Below are 16,309 nucleotides of genomic sequence, written 5' to 3' on the forward strand. Positions count from 1 at the left end.
AGTGCATAGCACTTTCGCCATTCTCTTTAATACACCATTATTTAAATATGTTAAAATAACTATTATTGCGAAATGAAGGGAAATGGCGATTGATTTCCCTTGCTATTATTAACTCAATTCTTCCATTGCCTTCTTGTATTCTTCATCATTTGGAGCAGCCCCGTGGAATCCAGCGTTATTTTCCATAAACGAAACACCTTTTCCTTTTACAGTATTTGCAACTATTACTGTTGGCTGTCTTTTAACTGTTCTTGCTGTGTCAAGAGCATTTATGATTTCTTCATAATTATGTCCGTCAATCTCAATTACATTCCATTTGAAAGCCTTGAACTTTTCCCCAACTGGAGCGACATCCATTACATCTGAAACTTTTCCATCAATCTGCAAATTGTTATAGTCAACTATTGCAACTAAATTGTCAAGCTTGTAATGTGCAGATGTCATAACCGCTTCCCAAACTTGACCTTCCTGCAATTCTCCATCTCCTAAAATTGTATAAACTCTGAAATCGTTATTGTAAATTTTTGCGCTCAAAGCCATTCCGTTTGCTGCAGATAATCCTTGACCAAGTGAACCTGTTGACATTTCAACTCCAGCCAGTTTTTTCATATCAGGATGTCCCTGAAGTGGAGAGTGCCATTTTCTAAGTGTTGGAATAAGATTCTTCCCTTCATCTCCTAAAAATCCTTTTTCAATCAAAGCCGCATATAGCGCAGGAGCAGCATGCCCTTTACTAAGAACCAATCTATCCCTGTTTTCCATTTTTGGATTTTTTGGGTCAATATTCATTTCCTTCCAGTAAAGCACAGCCAGAATATCAGCAATCGAAAGTGAACCTCCTGGATGTCCTGATTTTGCCCTGTAAATCATTTCAATAATATCTTTTCTCAATGTTTTTGCCTCTTTTTGCAAATCTTCAATTTTCATAAAAACCTCCATTTTTTATTTATAAATATCAATAATTAACTAAAATTAATCCTCTTTTTTCAAATTATAGAAAAACAGCGAAACGCCAAACAGCACTAACGCCACGACAAGTGTCACTTTAACTCCAACTTCAGTTGCACCTTTTACGCCATTCTGAACATTCTGATTTCCCACAACAAGTAAAGTTGACTGAACGACTTGCTGCACTAAAAATGCTAATTTTAGAAACATTCCCTGTATTCCAAACATAAAGCCTTCCAAACTTACTTTTTTTGTTTCTGACAGTTTTGCAGAAATTTCACTAAGCATTGCCTGCGGGAAAATAAACGCCGCACCACTTAATCCTGTTCCACAAATTACAAAAAGTAAATATGCAAAAATTGAATTATTTTTATTAATAAACAATAGACCAAAAGTACCGATTATCAAAAGCAGCATATCTACAATCAATATTTTCTTGTACGAATATTTTTTCCCAAACTTGTTTGTAATCGGAAAAAACAGCCCCGCCATTCCAAACAGCACAACTGATATTACAGTCAAATATTTAATATCCTTTTGCATTACAGCGCTCAAATAATATGTTAAATCTCCACGAAGTATGTTAAATCCACAAAAGAAAAAGAAATATCCTAAAAAGTACAAAATAATTTCCTTATCCTTCAAATGTGAAATTGATTTCATAAACCCAAGCGATTCAGTCTTAGGACGATTTTGTGTAAGCTGCTTTTCCTTTAGAAAAAATATACACGCATAAATCCCCAAAACTGACAATATTGTAATCAAAATTACTGTTTTACGTATTCCAACTTCTGTATTCAGTACTCCATTTACCATTCCCAATTTTGAAATCAAAATACCCGGCAGAACCATCGCAACCCCAGTAAATATGAGCCTAAAAGTTGACTGCATTGTAGACAGGTTAAGCCTTTCTTCCTTAGTTGAAGCCAAATCTGGAATTAGAGCGTTATACGGTGCTGCAACTAAAGTATATGCGGTAAAATACAGTCCTCCAACGACCGATAAATAAATAAGCGTTGCCATCTGCGAACTTTTAATCGGATAAAAATACATAACCGTAAGAATTCCAAGCGGTAATCCTCCAGCTAGCATAAATATTGATCTTCTTCCAAACCGTGATTTTGAGTTATCAGATAAAAATCCCACAACAGGATCTGATACTGCATCGATAATTCTTGCAAAAATAAACGCTAGAACTAAATATTGCGGCTTTAACAGCGGAACTAAATTTTTCTCCGTTTCGGGCGGTAAATAGTAATACGACAGCCATTGATTATAAATCTGGTCAATCATAAAATATGAAACCCCAAGCCCGTAAATTATGTAACTTTTTTTCGTTAATCTTGAACTCATTAAATTTTCTACCTTTCTGTTTTTTATATTGTTTATATTATTCTCCATTTAAATATCAATTATTTAATAAATTTTGAATTATATGCTAAATTAGAACTTCTTATATTTAACATAATTTCTAATTTCCAATATTAAATTATTTTGTTTATTTTTCGCAGGATTGCTCATTGCCGCAAATCCTTATCTTGCAGTAAAAGTTTATCCTGATAATTAAAATTGTTGCAAGATTGCTACGCAATACCTATGACTAGACTTCGAATTTTATTTATCCAACTCCGAAACTCCTCCTTCCAGTCGTCAAACAATCGTAGTTGAACAAATAAAAGCTCCGTCGATTTATAAAATACATTTTAATTATTTAGAAACATTTTTTTTATAACTTTAATTTGTTAAAAACTCTTTTACCGCCTCAACGTATTCATCTTTACACTCAGAATCAGCATAAATTCTTGTGTGTGAACCTTTTTCAAAAACTTTTAACTTGATATTTTCATTTTGTGCAAGTTCGTTATACTCTTCCATAAGCATTCCGTAAGTTGTAGCCTTATCATTTTTAGACTGAATTATCAAAGTAGGTATTCTTTTTAGCAAATACGATAATCTAAGCTTATCAAGATGGCTTCCAACTCTTAAATTAAAAATTCTTACAATAACACTTACAATAAATTTTGGAACACGACGTTTTTTTGCATCTTCCTTGATTCTCTTTCTTATATTGGAAATCGAACTATCCAAAATCAGCTTATCAATTACAATCCCTTTTTTTCTAAGTGCCTTCACGTACATTTTAGAAGCAATCGCAGAACCCATTCCTCCTTGCGAAAATCCATATAATGTAAAATTGTTCTTTCCAAATCTTTCATTCAGCATTTCCATTGTATGAAAAATATCCTGTCCAAAGCAGTACCCCATCTTAGTTTTAGCCACATCAGACTTTCCAGAGTTTCTCAAATCTGGAATAAAAAAATTATACTCCTTGTCAAGTCCAATATTTTTAAACATTTCCAAATATTGTAACGAAGCGAGCCTGTTTACACCACGACCATGCGAAATAATCATCGTTTTTGTAGCTTCCTTATTCTCAATAAGCCACCCATAAAGCTGTATTTTCCCTGACTTATACTCAATTTCCTTAAAATTATACCCATAATCATAAGGATTTGCCTTATTATCCTCAATATTATACTTCTGTCTTAATTTTTTACTGTTATACACCTCTTCAAATGTGACTCTCGGATATTTCTCAATCTGATTAATAAAATACCGTATCGACATATATGCTATCACAAAGAAAAATATCATAAACAGCACATTAATTGTTATTAATAATCCCATTCCTATAATCCTCTCCTATTCTTTTTATTTTTTATTTATAAAATTCATTAATATAATATTTTTTTATTTTTATCTTATTTCTGAGCAAATGTATTAACTTTTCGCTGTATAGGTGCATTGTCATTATTCACTTTTGTACGTTTTTATATTTTATTGCTACTCAAGGTCAATCTAAACAAACAATCGGATTTAACTTCTCTTTTTTGCCTAAAATTAATTCCTTTATCAGATATCCATTCTTTTCAACTTTTATTTTTCCAAAAAGTTTTCTTGATTTTCCAAGTTTTCTGAATTTTCATCCTTTTTAGCAAAATTTCCAGATTTTTCAATATCCTTCCAATTTACAAAGATATTTTTTTCTGAAACTCATTTCCCGCATTAAAGTTTTCAATTTTATTATTTTCACGAATTTCTTTCAAATATTCCTGACCTTTTTTATTAAAGCCTAAAATTCTTACATAATTTATTTCAAAATCCATCATTTTAGCTTTTATATTTAGCAAAATATTCAAAATAATCCGTTCTACACGTTTATTTGATAAATTTCTAGATTTTGTATTTTTCAAAAATTCTATATATTTTTGCGAATTCAACATTGTTCCGTATATTCTAGCATAAATTTCTTCAGTTATATCATATATTTCCATTATTTTTCTTTTTTTCTGTCAAAATCTTATATTTCACAATTTTAAAGATTTCTTCCTTTATTTTATCTCCACTAAATCTGTTATTTATCTTCCATTCCAAATTTTTAAAAATAATGTCAAATGATTTTTCTGGTAAAAATTTCTGAATCTCTTCTAGTTTCCAAAAGATTCTTTCTTCTGTTTTTACATTTTTCAAACTTTCTAAATCTATTTTTTCCCTAATATTTTGCTTTTTCTCAAAATTATAATTTTTTTTAACAATTTCTTTTGAATTTTCTACTCCTCTATCTTTTAAAAAACTACATTTTTTTTCAATAATAGAATTTTTTATTTTTTCAAAATCAAATTTTTCTTCAGAAAATTTATCCAAAATCTTTTCCAGCTCATTTCTCAAAAACGAAGCACTAGCAAACTCTTCCCTATCCTCAGAAACGTTCTCTTCATTATATTCTGAAATTTCTCTTTTTATAATATACGGTTTTATTTTAAGATTGCTATTTTCTATCTCACGCATATATTCCAGAGCCAAAATATTATTTGACTTCACAATTCCATCTAAATTATATTCCTTTAATGCCAGTCTTTGAGAAGTGCTGTAACTGTTGCCTTTTTTCATATATTCCATAAGCTTGTCCTTATAATCCTGCCTTTTCTGCAGTTCAAGCACTTTTTGCAAAACCTCAATATTTTCCTCTTCCGCTCCAAAAACCTGAATATCTATACCCAAATAATCCAAAATTTTTGTTGCCATCCTTGAAAAAATTTCCGCATTCTGAATTGAATAATAAAGTGGTAACTCCACAACTAAGTCAACTCCGCATCCTAAGCTAGCATGTGTTTTCTCCCACTTATCCAAAAACGAAATTTCTCCCCGCTGAACAAAATCTCCGCTTATCACTACCACAATCAAGACATCTTCACCAAATATCTCTTTAATTTTCCTGATTTGATACAAATGTCCATTGTGAAATGGATTATATTCAGCTACAATTCCTATTTTCAACAATTTTCTCTCCTAAAAACTTTTCTTACATTACAAGTATTATACCATATATCAAGATGATTTTTATAAGTTTTTTCAATTTTATTATAAAATTTCTTTAAATTTATACTTCAAAATTCCTCTATTGAAATATCTTATGGAAAATTATATAATAAACTCAAAAACTAAAGGAGAACACCAATGAAAATACACTTTATATTACACGAATCATTTGAAGCGCCAGGAGCTTATCTTGCTTGGGCAGCACTTTCTGGACACGATATTTCTGCAACAAAAGTATATCAATATGAAAAGTTGCCTGAAAATGCAGATTCATTTGATTTTTTGATAGTGATGGGCGGACCGCAGAGTCCTATTGGAGATAACAGCGAGTTTCCCTATTTTGATGCAAAAGCTGAAATTGAATTAATTAGAAAGGCTGTAAAGGCAGATAAATTTGTAGTTGGAATATGTCTTGGCGCTCAATTGATGGGAGAAGCATTTGGTGGAAAAACAGAAAAAAGCCCTTTCCGTGAAATAGGAAATTTTCCAATTGAACTGACAAAAGATGGACTGAAAGATGACAACATAAAACATTTTGGAAAACAGGCTATTGTAGGGCATTGGCATAGTGATATGCCAGGATTAACAGATACTGCAAAAGTCTTGGCAGCAAGTAAAGGGTGTCCACGACAGATTATAAAATATAGTGAAAAACATTATGGCTTTCAATGTCATCTCGAATTTACAAAAGCTCTAACTGAATTGTTAATAGATTCAGATAAAACTCTTGAGCAGGATAGCCAAACTTTACCTTTTGTTCAATCTCCTCAAACTATACGTAGCAATAGCTACGATGAAATGAATAATCTTCTTTATGAATTTTTATATAAACTTACAAAAAAATAAAATAAATGTATTGAAATCAGTCAAATTTAGACTAAAATATTGTTTAAATCTTGTTTTTAAAATATTTTAAGGTATAATTGTAGTAAAAGTAATTTGAAACAAAAAATTTAGGAGGTTTTATTATGAAAAAATTATTTTTTTCAATTTTTTTAATGTTTTGTATCAACGTTTTTTCTAATGTAAACTATAATGTTTTTGTAATTATGGATAACAATGCAACTAAAAATGTGGAAAACATTTCAAAAGGACTTAAAAATGAAGGAATCGAAAGCCTTTATTCCAAAGGATATGCAGTCCATCTGACACTTTATCTTACAGAATACAAGCCTGAAGCACTAAAAACAATAAAAGATACTGTCAATAAGATTGCAAATCAGACAAAATCCTTTGATATAGAATTTTACAGATTAAGAAAAACTGGCGGAAACTGGTTTATGCTTGATGCTCAAAACAATGAAGCTATACAACAGCTTGCAGACGAAATAACAGTTAGCTTAAACAAATATCGTGCAAAGGACGCAAAAGTTCCCGACTGGGCAAAATCTATTCCTGAAAAAGTAAAATCCTTTAATTTGTACGGCTCTCCAAACGTATTTACAAGTTTTGATCCGCACATAACTTTACTTACTCCAGAGGATTCAGCAAAAATAGATGCATTTACTTCAAAATATGATTTTAAACCTTTCAAATCTAAAGTCATTGGTATAGGAATCGCTCAAGTTGACGATTTGGGGCAAGCAAAAAATATAATTTATTCGGTAAAATTTAAAAAATAAAAAAGGAAAAAATTCTATGAAAAAACTTGAAAATTATGAACAAATACTTAATAAAATAAAAGAAGAGGAATATTTTTTATTATACGTTTCAATGAATAATTGCAGCGTTTGTCAGGTTGATATGCCAAAAGTTGAGAAAATTGTTAATGAACAAAATTTCCCCGCTTATTATATCAAAGCATCTGAAATTCCTGAAGCTGTTGGGCAATTAAGTCTATTTTCAGTCCCAGTAGTTATTCTATTTTATGAAGGCAGAGAGATACACAGACAAGCTAAAATTATTAATTTTGACGAATTAAATTATAGACTTGAACAAATAAGCGAAAATAAATAAATACCAAAAGGGAACTGATTCTAATAAAACTAGAACCAATTCCCTTAATTTTATTTATCCAATAATTTCAATCCATAAGATCTAAAAATTCCTTCAGCTTTTTCAACTAATTCTCTCGTTGGTGTTGGCGTATCTTTCAGTTTATATTCTTTCCCAACTTTTTCCCATTTATACTGCCCCATTTGGTGAAATGGCAAAACATCCACTCTTTCCACATTCTTTAACTGGGAAGTAAATTTTGCCCACTCATGCAAATCATTTTCATCATCAGAATATCCAGGAACTAACACATATCTTAACCAAGTCGGCTTATTAATCTCATTCAAATATTTTGCAAATTTTAATGTATTGTCAAGTTCTACTGAGGTTAATATTTTATATTTTTCAGGATTTATGTGCTTAATATCAAGCAGAACCATATCAACAAGCTCAAGCACCTGTTTCGCCTTATCAGAAAAAATATATCCAGATGTATCAAGTGCCGTTTGAATCCCATTTTCACGACAAAGCTTAAACAGCTCCATCAAAAATTCAGGCTGCATCAAAGGCTCGCCACCAGATACAGTAACCCCTCCAGTCTTTATAAATCCCTTTACTTTTAAAATTTCATTCATAACTTCCTGAGCCGTCATAATCATCTTATTGTCCTTAATTTCCCAAGTATCCACATTATGACAGTACAGACATCTAAGAGGGCATCCTTGCAAAAACAGCACAAATCTAATTCCAGGCCCATCCTTAGTCCCAAATGATTCGAATGAATGTATGTACCCTTTTACTTCCATATTAGTTTTCTCTCTTTCTTTTTTATTCAATAAATTATTCGATAACTTAAACTTTATTTTATAATATTTCCTAGTGAAATTTAATACTATATTATTTTCATTTTTTTTAACATAGTTTCGTATAAACTAATCTGTCGGAGCATTTTTCTGTTCTGGCAAAACTGTCTGAGCATAGCGAGTTTTTTGTCAGTGCAGAAAAATGTCGTAGACTAGCCATAGGTCGTAGGATTTGCGGCAATGAGCAATCCTACAAAAATAAAAATGAAAAGACATAGTAATATGAAAAAATATTTATTAATCAAAATATCTAAAAAATAATAAAAAATAATTTAGTTGAACGCTTATGAATTAACTATCAAACAACCCTATTATAGAAATTTATTTCCATTTTTAAACGGGGTTTAAATTATTATATAATAGAAAAGAATGCCGCATAACTCATATTTTATGAAACTATGCGACATTTCTCATATTAGTTGAAAATTATCGGTTAATTTTCAGATTTTTATCAATTTTAAATTACATTTTATTTGATATTGTTCTGTTAATTACATCTAATTGTTGTTCTTTAGTCAATTTAACGAAGTTTACTGCATATCCAGAAACTCTGATTGTTAATTGAGGATAATTTTCAGGATGTTCCATTGCATCTTCTAACAATTCTCTTCCGAATACGTTTACATTCAAGTGATGTCCTGTTTGATTGAAATATCCATCCATTAATCCAACTAGGTTAGTTTGTTTTTCATTTGAATTTTTACCTAATGTTTCTGGTGTAATTGCAAATGTGTAAGAAATTCCATCGTTTGCATCTTCAAACGGAATTTTAGCTACTGAAGCAAGTGAAGCAACAGCTCCTCTTGTATCTCTTCCATGCATAGGATTTGCTCCTGGCCCAAATGGTGCTCCAGCTCTTCTTCCATCAGGAGTATTTCCTGTTTTCTTACCATATACTACGTTTGAAGTAATTGTTAATACAGATTGTGTTGGAGTTGCATCTCTGTACATTTTATGAGTTCTTAATTTGTTCATAAATCTTCTTGTAATGTCTACTGCAAACTGATCTGTCGCATCGTCATTATTTCCGAATGGAACATAGTCTTTTTCATTGATATAGTCAACTGCATCCCCTTCTTCATCTCTTACAACTTTTACTTTACCATATTTGATAGCTGCCAATGAATCTGCAATGATTGATAACCCTGCAATTCCAAATGCTTCTGTTCTTCTGATATGAACATCATGCAATGCCATTTCTAATGCTTCATAAGAATATTTATCATGCATATAGTGAATAATATTCAATGATTTAACATAAGTTGAAGCTAACCAGTCTAATACTTTATCAAGTTTTTCCCATACTTCATCAAATTCAAGATATTCGCTCTTAATTGGCTCAAATTGTCCTTCTGGAGTTACTTGTATTTTTAATTTTTCATCTTTTCCACCATTAATTGCATACAATAATGCTTTTGGCAAGTTTACTCTTGCTCCAAAGAATTGCATTTGGTGTCCGATAGTCATTGGAGATACACAGCAGGCAATTCCATAGTCATTACCAAATTGTGGTCTCATAATATCATCATTTTCATATTGTACTGATGATGTATCAATTGATACTTTTGCACAGAATTTTTTCCAAGTTTCAGGTAATTGTTCACTCCATAGAACTGTTAGGTTTGGTTCAGGTGAAGTTCCCATGTTATATAATGTATGTAAAATTCTGAATGAGTTTTTAGTAACTAATGATCTTCCATCTTCTCCAATACCACCGATTGATTCAGTTACCCAAACTGGATCTCCTGAGAATAATGCATCATATTCTGGTGTTCTTAAGAATCTGATTATTCTTAATTTCATAACAAAGTGATCCATTATTTCCTGAGCTTCTTTTTCAGTCAAAGTACCTTCTTGCAAATCTCTTTCCAAGAAAATGTCTAAGAATGTAGAAGTTCTTCCAATACTCATTGCAGCTCCATTTTGATCTTTTGTAGCGGCTAAGTATGCAAAATATAGCCATTGTACAGCTTCTTTACCATTAGTAGCTGGTCCAGAAATGTCAAAGCCATAAGATTCAGCCATTCTCTTTAAAGCATGCAATGCTTTAATTTGTTCAAAAACTTCTTCTCTAAGTCTTATTACATCTTCTGTCATTTCAGCCGGATCCATATTTTTCAATTGATTTTGTCTGTCAGCAATTAATCTGTCTACTCCGTAAAGTACAACTCTTCTATAATCTCCAATAATTCTTCCACGTCCGTAAGCATCTGGAAGTCCAGTTATAATTCCTGTTTTTCTTGCTTTTCTGATTTGATCAGTATATGCTGAGAAAACTCCATCATTATGAGTTTTTCTATATTTAGTAAAAATTTCTTCAGTTTGGGGATCTAGTTCATATCCAAATGCTTCCAAACTGTTTTTTACCATTCTCAATCCACCATTTGGGAAAATTGCTCTTTTTAAAGGTGCGTCAGTTTGCAATCCTACAATCTTTTCCAAATCTTTATTAATATATCCTGCTCCATAAGCGTCAATTTGTGAAGGTATCTTAGTTTCAGCATCGTAAATACCTTTTTCTCTTTCTACCTTAAATTTTTCTGAAAGGCTTTTCCATAGTTCAGTAGTAGCTTCTGTTGGTCCTTCTAAAAAACTGTCATCTCCTAAATACTCAGTGTAATTTAATCTGATAAACTCTGTAACATCAATGTTGTCTTTCCAATTTCCTTCTTTAAATCCTCTCCATGCGTCCATTATTTAACAACACATCCTTTCAATTTATATTATATTTACCATAATTTTATAATTATTGTAATATCATCTCCATTCTATAATAATTATACCCCAAAAATTTTCAAAAGCAAATATATTTTAGGATTTTTTAATTCTATAATTTTGATTTTTTACGAAATATTTTTCTATCTTTCTTAAATTCCAAATATTGAAACATCATTGTCCGTAAATATATCATTTGTTTTAAAATGTATGTTCTGCTTTGCAAAGTTCCTTTTTCTTTTCCCAATTCAAAATGATAAATCGGGATGCTCGAAAAATTTCTTATTATGTTTACAAATTTTGAACTTGAAATTAACAATATCTGTTCATAGTTGCTATTATCTTTTGTTATAATTTTTTTAAAGCTATTTAGATGTTCGACTCTCACTATTTCTAAAAAATTAAAGACTTTTCGTACTTTATTAAACGTCTTTAAAATCTGGTTTTCTTCCAAATCAACTAAAACTAATGTTTTAATTTTAGGCATTTCATCTGGCCGTATATACTGTTTTACAAGTTTTTTATTTAACAAATTTTCATTTTCAAAATTTACAGATGATTCTGCAATACTATAAATCTCGATTTTATCTCTATCTCTTTTTTTCTTCACTTCTATTTTTTTAACTTCTACATTTTTTATACTTTTTTCTAATTCTAAATCTTTATTAATCTGATTTAATATTTTTTCAGGATTTCTTTTCTTTCTGTGTAATTTTTTATAAAATATTGTAAGGAACTTATAATTCATCTTTAGCTTTTCTCTTTTATAAATTTTATCCATCATTATAAAAAATTCTTTATTTTCATCAGTTTCTTTTATCTGATAATTAAATTTTATATCTGAATTGTGTATATTTAAAAGGAAATACATTAATATTGAATATTTTTCATCCATAGAAATTATATCTGTAAACTGTTCCATATAAATAAAAATAAGCTTTTTTATATATTTGATACTTTTTATTTCCAAAATTTCCTGAAGCATCTTAAAATAAAAATTTTCCTGATATGTACTTTTTCCAATATAAACCTTCTCCATCCTTCTCATTAGCATTTCCTTCAAATGATTTTCTCTCAGTTCTTTAAAATTATAATTCCTGCTTTCAAATAATTTTTCAAGATTTGTTGACTTCGCATATTCTGAATGCTTTATATTGTAAAGTTTTAAGATTTGTTTCAAATCGTTCTGAATGTTTTTAGTATTTTCTTCAGTTCTTCTAATTTGTTTATTAAATTTGTAAATATTTAACTTTTCTTTTCCAAAAAGTAAAATAAGCAGGATAAATTCTCTTCTAAATGACATTTTCAAATTTATGCTTCTATCATTTACTTTAAATAAACTTTCATAATATTTTCCAAAGTAATACAAATAATTTTTACTTTTATGTATTATTCCGTTATTATTTTCACGCAAAAAATTATTTACATGTTCAATTGTATAATCCAGCCTTTTAAATCCGTATCTTTCCTCCAGTTTTTCCTATTAACAATTTTAAAATTTAAGACATCTTTCAACAAATCTGTTTCATTAAAATCAATTTCCATTGATTATTTTCACCCCATAATTATTATTCACCTTGTAATACCGATAATTACAAGCATTTTCATAATAACAATTATGAGTTTATTTTTTTAGACGAGATTTTTGACTTTCTTATTTGATAAAAATATCCCTTAAATACTGGATTTGAACGATTTATAAAAATTAATTTAAAATTAAATGACGATAATTATAATTCAAAAATATACTTTAAAAATACTGAATTTATTAATCAAATAAATACTAATAATTTTCAAAATCTATGATTTTTTTTATAAAAAAATAAAATTTGTCAATATTCCATTTAAACACTAGATTAAATCAGATTTTGAAGTAATTTATACATTAATCCATTAATTATACTGACTTATTTTTTGACTAAATTTCCATACAAAAATTTTTACAAAGCAAAAAATAGATTTTAAATTTTATAAAACAATATATAATAGTAAAACTTATTTAAAACCAAACTCAAAAGCTATGACTATTTTACTCAAACCATAAATTTATATAATTTAGCAGTTTAAATTAAAATAGGTTTGAGTATATCTTTAAATACGAAACTATTCATAAGTGAAATTTAAATATAACAAAAATCCCCTAATCTTAATTGACTAGGGGTATTTATTTTAAAATTTTTGAAATAATTTTGAAATTTCAGATTTTTTCTGTTCCAGCCGATCTTTCAGTTCATTCATCCACACCAGCGGATCTTTAGGATTTACGAGCCTTTTTATATTATCTCGATTTTTTTCTTCATCAAACCAGATAAGTTTCGTAATCGCTCCAGCTCCAATTCCAATGATTGTCTTATTTTCCTCAATCATTTCGATATTGTAAATCGATTCACTTCCATTTAAGGAATATCCAAGATTTTCTCCCCATTGAAAGCTATTTTTCTGGCGATACATATAATATGGAAAAAGCTCTTTATTTTTAGTTACATTTTCGATTTTTTCGTAAATTTTTTCATAATCTAATATGTCTTCGTGAGTATAATTTTCTTTGTTAAGACGACTTGCATTTTTTATTGCTAAATTATGAATTGTCAGATTTTCCATATTATATTTGGAAATTTCTTCCATTGTATACAAAATATCTTCTGTAGTTTCACGTGGCAAACCTAAAATCAAGTCCATATTTATTTCCAATCCATAATTTTTAGCAAGTTTGTAAACATTATCAAACTGTTTCCTGTCGTGATAACGATTTACAAGTTTTAAAGTTTTTTCATTAAAAGACTGCGGATTTATACTAATTTTATTTATTCCATAGCTTTTGATAATAGCTAATTTTTCTTCATCCAGTGTATCAATTCTTCCAGCTTCAAATGTAAATTCGTTTAAATAATCTAAATTATAGTTTTCTTTTACTGTTTTTAGCAATTTGTCAATTTCTTTCGCCGTTAAAATTGAAGGCGTTCCTCCACCAATATAAATCGTATTAATCTTTAAGCCTAATTCCTGCGTTAATTTCCCAATTTCACGGATTTCGTGGTAAATTGACTCTATGTATTCATCATATCGCTCTGCATATTTTCCACGTAGCAGATAGGCTGGGAATGAACAATATGAACATTTTGTAGGGCAAAAGGCAATTCCTATATAAATTCCAATTGTTTCTTTGTCCAGATATGGCTCCTGACGTTTTACAATGTCTAGCAGAAGTTTCCTTTTTTCATTGCTTACAAGATATATTTTTTCCAATATTTCGTTAATTTCATTATAAGATAACCCCATCTTTAAAAAACGCCCTACAATCTTTGTAGGACGTACTCCTATTAAAATACCCCATTTATATTCATTTTTTTTATCAAAAAGTTTTATCAAGGAACTTTTTGCCATAACCTCTGCCTGATCAAAATATTCTTCATTGACTTTCTTATGTGAAAATGTTACTTCTTTTAAAATTTTTCCATTTTTTTTATCAATTAATACTGTATTTACAGTAATTATTTCTGTGTTATCACTTTCTGTATCTTTTAGTTTTCCACAATTATTCTCAAAGTTTTCCACATCTTGATTTTTTCTAAAATTAACACTAATTTCCACATCATTTTCACTATTTTCCGAAAGAACATCATAATGCTCAGGCAAAAGCACACGCATAAATTCCTCAAGTTTATTCTGATTAATCTCAATATTCGCTCTTATCATCTATTTTATAACTCCCATAAAGTATAATAACAGCACAACTATCCCAAGAACAATCCGATAATATCCAAATATCTTGAAATCGTGCTTTTTAATGTAATTCATAAATACTTTTATCACAGCATACGCAAATACAAATGACAGCACAAAACCTAATGCAATCAAAAACCATTCATATCCGCTTAAAGCTGTACCAAGTTTCACTAGTTTTAAAAGTGTCGCCCCAAGCATTGTCGGAATCGCAAGAAAAAATGAAAATTCCGTTGCCAAAACTCTATTTAATCCAAGTAAAACTCCACCAATAATCGTAGCAGCCGATCTCGAAGTTCCAGGAATCATCGCAAGACATTGAAACAGCCCTACTCCAATTGCTGTTTTTACTGACATCTGATTAATTGAAGCAATCCCGCCTTCCTTTTTCTTTCTTGACTCAAGCCAAATAAGTATAACTCCATAAATAACCAGCATTACTGCCACAACTACCGAATTAAACAGTACTTTATCAATAATATCATCAAAAAGAAGTCCCAGCACAACTGCAGGAAGCACTGCAATTACTATTTTTATCCACATCTGAATAATATCAGCTCTTTGACTCTTGCTAAGCCCTTTTGCAAATGGAAAAATTCTTTTCCAATAATATACAACTACCGATAAAATCGCTCCAAGCTGTATAATTATCTTAAACGCATTGGCAAACTCCTCGTTTTGAGAAAGCTGCAAAAACTGATCCACAATAATCATATGCCCTGTACTGCTGACAGGTATAAACTCTGCAAGCCCTTCCACAAGGCTTAAAATAAATACTTTAATAATATCTGCAAACATAATATTTTCCTTTCTTTTTATTAAACCTATTTTTTAAATTATCATTTATTATATCACATATTTTTTACTTTATTAATAGTCATAAAATTTTCTTGTTTATTTATTTTAAATGTGATATTCTAAAATCATAACTATTTAAAGAGGAAAGACAAATGAAAAAAAATAAAATTCTTTATACTATAAATTACGATAAAATCGTAAATTTCAAAAAAAAAGTTACTCGATTTACAGTAAGATTTGAATTTAAAAGCAACTGTAAAAATGAAGATTATTCTGGAGAAGATTTTGCTCATTTACATGATACGGGCAGGCTGACGGAATTATTGATTGATGGGGCTGAACTGCTTATAAAAAAGGCTAATAATGAGAATCGAAAAACTAAATGGGATGTAATCGCAGTAAAGGTTCATGGAGAAATTATACTTATTAATACAGCTTTTCATCGCTACATTACAGAATCTATATTTAACAATGCACAAATTTCACCATTTGGAAAACTTTTGTATATAAAGCCTGAAATTAAGTATAACAATAGTAAACTTGATTTCTACCTGGAAACTGAAAAAGATAAAATTTACGTTGAGGTAAAAGGCTGTACTTTGGTAAATGGAAAAACTGCCCAATTTCCTGGCTCTCCTTCCGTGCGTGCCTTAAAACATCTGAAGGAACTGATAGAACTAAAAAAAGAGGGATTTAGGACTGCTGTATTTATTTTGATTTTTAGAAAATCAGAAATTTTTGCACCTGAACATATTATCGATAGGGACTTCTCAGAAATGTTTTATGAAGCGATAAAAAATGGAGTGGAAATTTATCCAATGCTTTTGGAATATAGAGAAGATGGAAAGGTAAGTTTTGTGAAAAATATAGAAGTTGCAGAAAAACTGTTTTAATATTCAAATAAAAAAATCGTAAAATAGTTTAAAAATTTAAATCAATAAAAAATC

14 protein-coding genes are annotated in these 16,309 nt (G+C 29.6%); 4 read left to right on the forward strand and 10 right to left on the reverse strand.

What is annotated here, in order from left to right; all coding sequences use genetic code 11:
• Positions 1 to 108 precede the first annotated feature (108 nt).
• From FVE75_RS09140 to FVE75_RS09155, 5 genes are all read right to left on the reverse strand, one after another.
• Positions 109 to 927: a transketolase gene (locus FVE75_RS09140; RefSeq protein WP_147006165.1), complete on the reverse strand. Its 819-nt coding sequence runs from the start codon at positions 925 to 927 to the stop codon at positions 109 to 111.
• A 45-nt stretch (positions 928 to 972) separates the two neighbouring features.
• Entirely contained in the window at positions 973 to 2,301 is a 1,329-nt protein-coding gene (locus FVE75_RS09145) for an MFS transporter (RefSeq protein ID WP_147006166.1), read from the reverse strand.
• Positions 2,302 to 2,682: 381 nt separating this feature from the next.
• A complete protein-coding gene (locus FVE75_RS09150) occupies positions 2,683 to 3,636 on the reverse strand; it encodes an alpha/beta hydrolase (RefSeq protein WP_172618816.1) in 954 nt (317 codons plus the stop codon).
• A 341-nt stretch (positions 3,637 to 3,977) separates the two neighbouring features.
• Complete coding sequence (locus FVE75_RS11595) at positions 3,978 to 4,283, reverse strand: nucleotidyltransferase family protein (RefSeq protein ID WP_232052530.1); 306 nt, start codon at positions 4,281 to 4,283, stop codon at positions 3,978 to 3,980.
• Positions 4,270 to 5,286: a nucleotidyltransferase family protein gene (locus tag FVE75_RS09155; protein WP_232052531.1), complete on the reverse strand. Its 1,017-nt coding sequence runs from the start codon at positions 5,284 to 5,286 to the stop codon at positions 4,270 to 4,272. The genes FVE75_RS11595 and FVE75_RS09155 overlap by 14 nt, the downstream gene beginning before the upstream one ends.
• A gap of 180 nt (positions 5,287 to 5,466) precedes the next feature.
• Here FVE75_RS09155 and FVE75_RS09160 point away from each other — a divergent pair, with 180 nt between their 5' ends.
• The 3 genes from FVE75_RS09160 to FVE75_RS09170 all read left to right on the forward strand — a co-directional run bounded on the left by FVE75_RS09160 (position 5,467) and on the right by FVE75_RS09170 (position 7,284).
• The gene (locus FVE75_RS09160; protein ID WP_147006168.1) at positions 5,467 to 6,174 is read left to right on the forward strand and encodes a type 1 glutamine amidotransferase; all 708 of its coding nucleotides are present in this window, start codon (positions 5,467 to 5,469) and stop codon (positions 6,172 to 6,174) included.
• A gap of 122 nt (positions 6,175 to 6,296) precedes the next feature.
• On the forward strand, positions 6,297 to 6,950 hold the full coding sequence (locus FVE75_RS09165; RefSeq protein ID WP_147006169.1) for a 2'-5' RNA ligase family protein: 654 nt from the start codon (positions 6,297 to 6,299) through the stop codon (positions 6,948 to 6,950).
• A 16-nt stretch (positions 6,951 to 6,966) separates the two neighbouring features.
• On the forward strand, positions 6,967 to 7,284 hold the full coding sequence (locus FVE75_RS09170; RefSeq protein ID WP_147006170.1) for a thioredoxin family protein: 318 nt from the start codon (positions 6,967 to 6,969) through the stop codon (positions 7,282 to 7,284).
• A gap of 50 nt (positions 7,285 to 7,334) precedes the next feature.
• Here the strand turns inward: FVE75_RS09170 and pflA are convergent, their stop codons facing one another.
• From pflA to FVE75_RS09195, 5 genes are all read right to left on the reverse strand, one after another.
• A complete protein-coding gene (pflA, locus tag FVE75_RS09175) occupies positions 7,335 to 8,069 on the reverse strand; it encodes a pyruvate formate-lyase-activating protein (RefSeq protein WP_147006171.1) in 735 nt (244 codons plus the stop codon).
• Between the two features lie 519 nt (positions 8,070 to 8,588).
• Positions 8,589 to 10,820 (reverse strand): formate C-acetyltransferase, encoded by a 2,232-nt coding sequence (gene pflB, locus FVE75_RS09180; protein WP_147006172.1) that lies wholly within the window; start codon positions 10,818 to 10,820, stop codon positions 8,589 to 8,591.
• A gap of 133 nt (positions 10,821 to 10,953) precedes the next feature.
• A complete protein-coding gene (locus FVE75_RS09185) occupies positions 10,954 to 12,144 on the reverse strand; it encodes a hypothetical protein (protein WP_232052532.1) in 1,191 nt (396 codons plus the stop codon).
• Between the two features lie 866 nt (positions 12,145 to 13,010).
• Positions 13,011 to 14,537: a coproporphyrinogen III oxidase gene (locus FVE75_RS09190; protein WP_147006173.1), complete on the reverse strand. Its 1,527-nt coding sequence runs from the start codon at positions 14,535 to 14,537 to the stop codon at positions 13,011 to 13,013.
• Entirely contained in the window at positions 14,538 to 15,362 is an 825-nt protein-coding gene (locus tag FVE75_RS09195) for an undecaprenyl-diphosphate phosphatase (RefSeq protein ID WP_147006174.1), read from the reverse strand.
• Positions 15,363 to 15,514: 152 nt separating this feature from the next.
• On the opposite strand from FVE75_RS09195, the gene sfsA reads away from it, so the two are divergent.
• Entirely contained in the window at positions 15,515 to 16,255 is a 741-nt protein-coding gene (sfsA, locus tag FVE75_RS09200; protein WP_147006175.1) for a DNA/RNA nuclease SfsA, read from the forward strand.
• Positions 16,256 to 16,309 lie beyond the last annotated feature (54 nt).

The sequence above is a fragment of the Leptotrichia hongkongensis genome, from assembly GCF_007990635.1.
GTDB lineage: Bacteria > Fusobacteriota > Fusobacteriia > Fusobacteriales > Leptotrichiaceae > Leptotrichia > Leptotrichia hongkongensis.

Bases quoted from the DNA above. Each gene is read 5' to 3' on its own strand.
- FVE75_RS09140 (WP_147006165.1), bottom strand. From the start codon at position 927: ATGAAAATTGAAGATTTGCAAAAAGAGGCAAAAACATTGAGAAAAGAT.
- FVE75_RS09145 (WP_147006166.1), bottom strand. From the start codon at position 2,301: ATGAGTTCAAGATTAACGAAAAAAAGTTACATAATTTACGGGCTTGGG.
- FVE75_RS09150 (WP_172618816.1), bottom strand. From the start codon at position 3,636: ATGGGATTATTAATAACAATTAATGTGCTGTTTATGATATTTTTCTTT.
- FVE75_RS11595 (WP_232052530.1), bottom strand. From the start codon at position 4,283: ATGGAAATATATGATATAACTGAAGAAATTTATGCTAGAATATACGGA.
- FVE75_RS09160 (WP_147006168.1), top strand. From the start codon at position 5,467: ATGAAAATACACTTTATATTACACGAATCATTTGAAGCGCCAGGAGCT.
- FVE75_RS09165 (WP_147006169.1), top strand. From the start codon at position 6,297: ATGAAAAAATTATTTTTTTCAATTTTTTTAATGTTTTGTATCAACGTT.
- FVE75_RS09170 (WP_147006170.1), top strand. From the start codon at position 6,967: ATGAAAAAACTTGAAAATTATGAACAAATACTTAATAAAATAAAAGAA.
- pflA (WP_147006171.1), bottom strand. From the start codon at position 8,069: ATGGAAGTAAAAGGGTACATACATTCATTCGAATCATTTGGGACTAAG.
- pflB (WP_147006172.1), bottom strand. From the start codon at position 10,820: ATGGACGCATGGAGAGGATTTAAAGAAGGAAATTGGAAAGACAACATT.
- FVE75_RS09185 (WP_232052532.1), bottom strand. From the start codon at position 12,144: ATGTCATTTAGAAGAGAATTTATCCTGCTTATTTTACTTTTTGGAAAA.
- FVE75_RS09190 (WP_147006173.1), bottom strand. From the start codon at position 14,537: ATGATAAGAGCGAATATTGAGATTAATCAGAATAAACTTGAGGAATTT.
- FVE75_RS09195 (WP_147006174.1), bottom strand. From the start codon at position 15,362: ATGTTTGCAGATATTATTAAAGTATTTATTTTAAGCCTTGTGGAAGGG.
- sfsA (WP_147006175.1), top strand. From the start codon at position 15,515: ATGAAAAAAAATAAAATTCTTTATACTATAAATTACGATAAAATCGTA.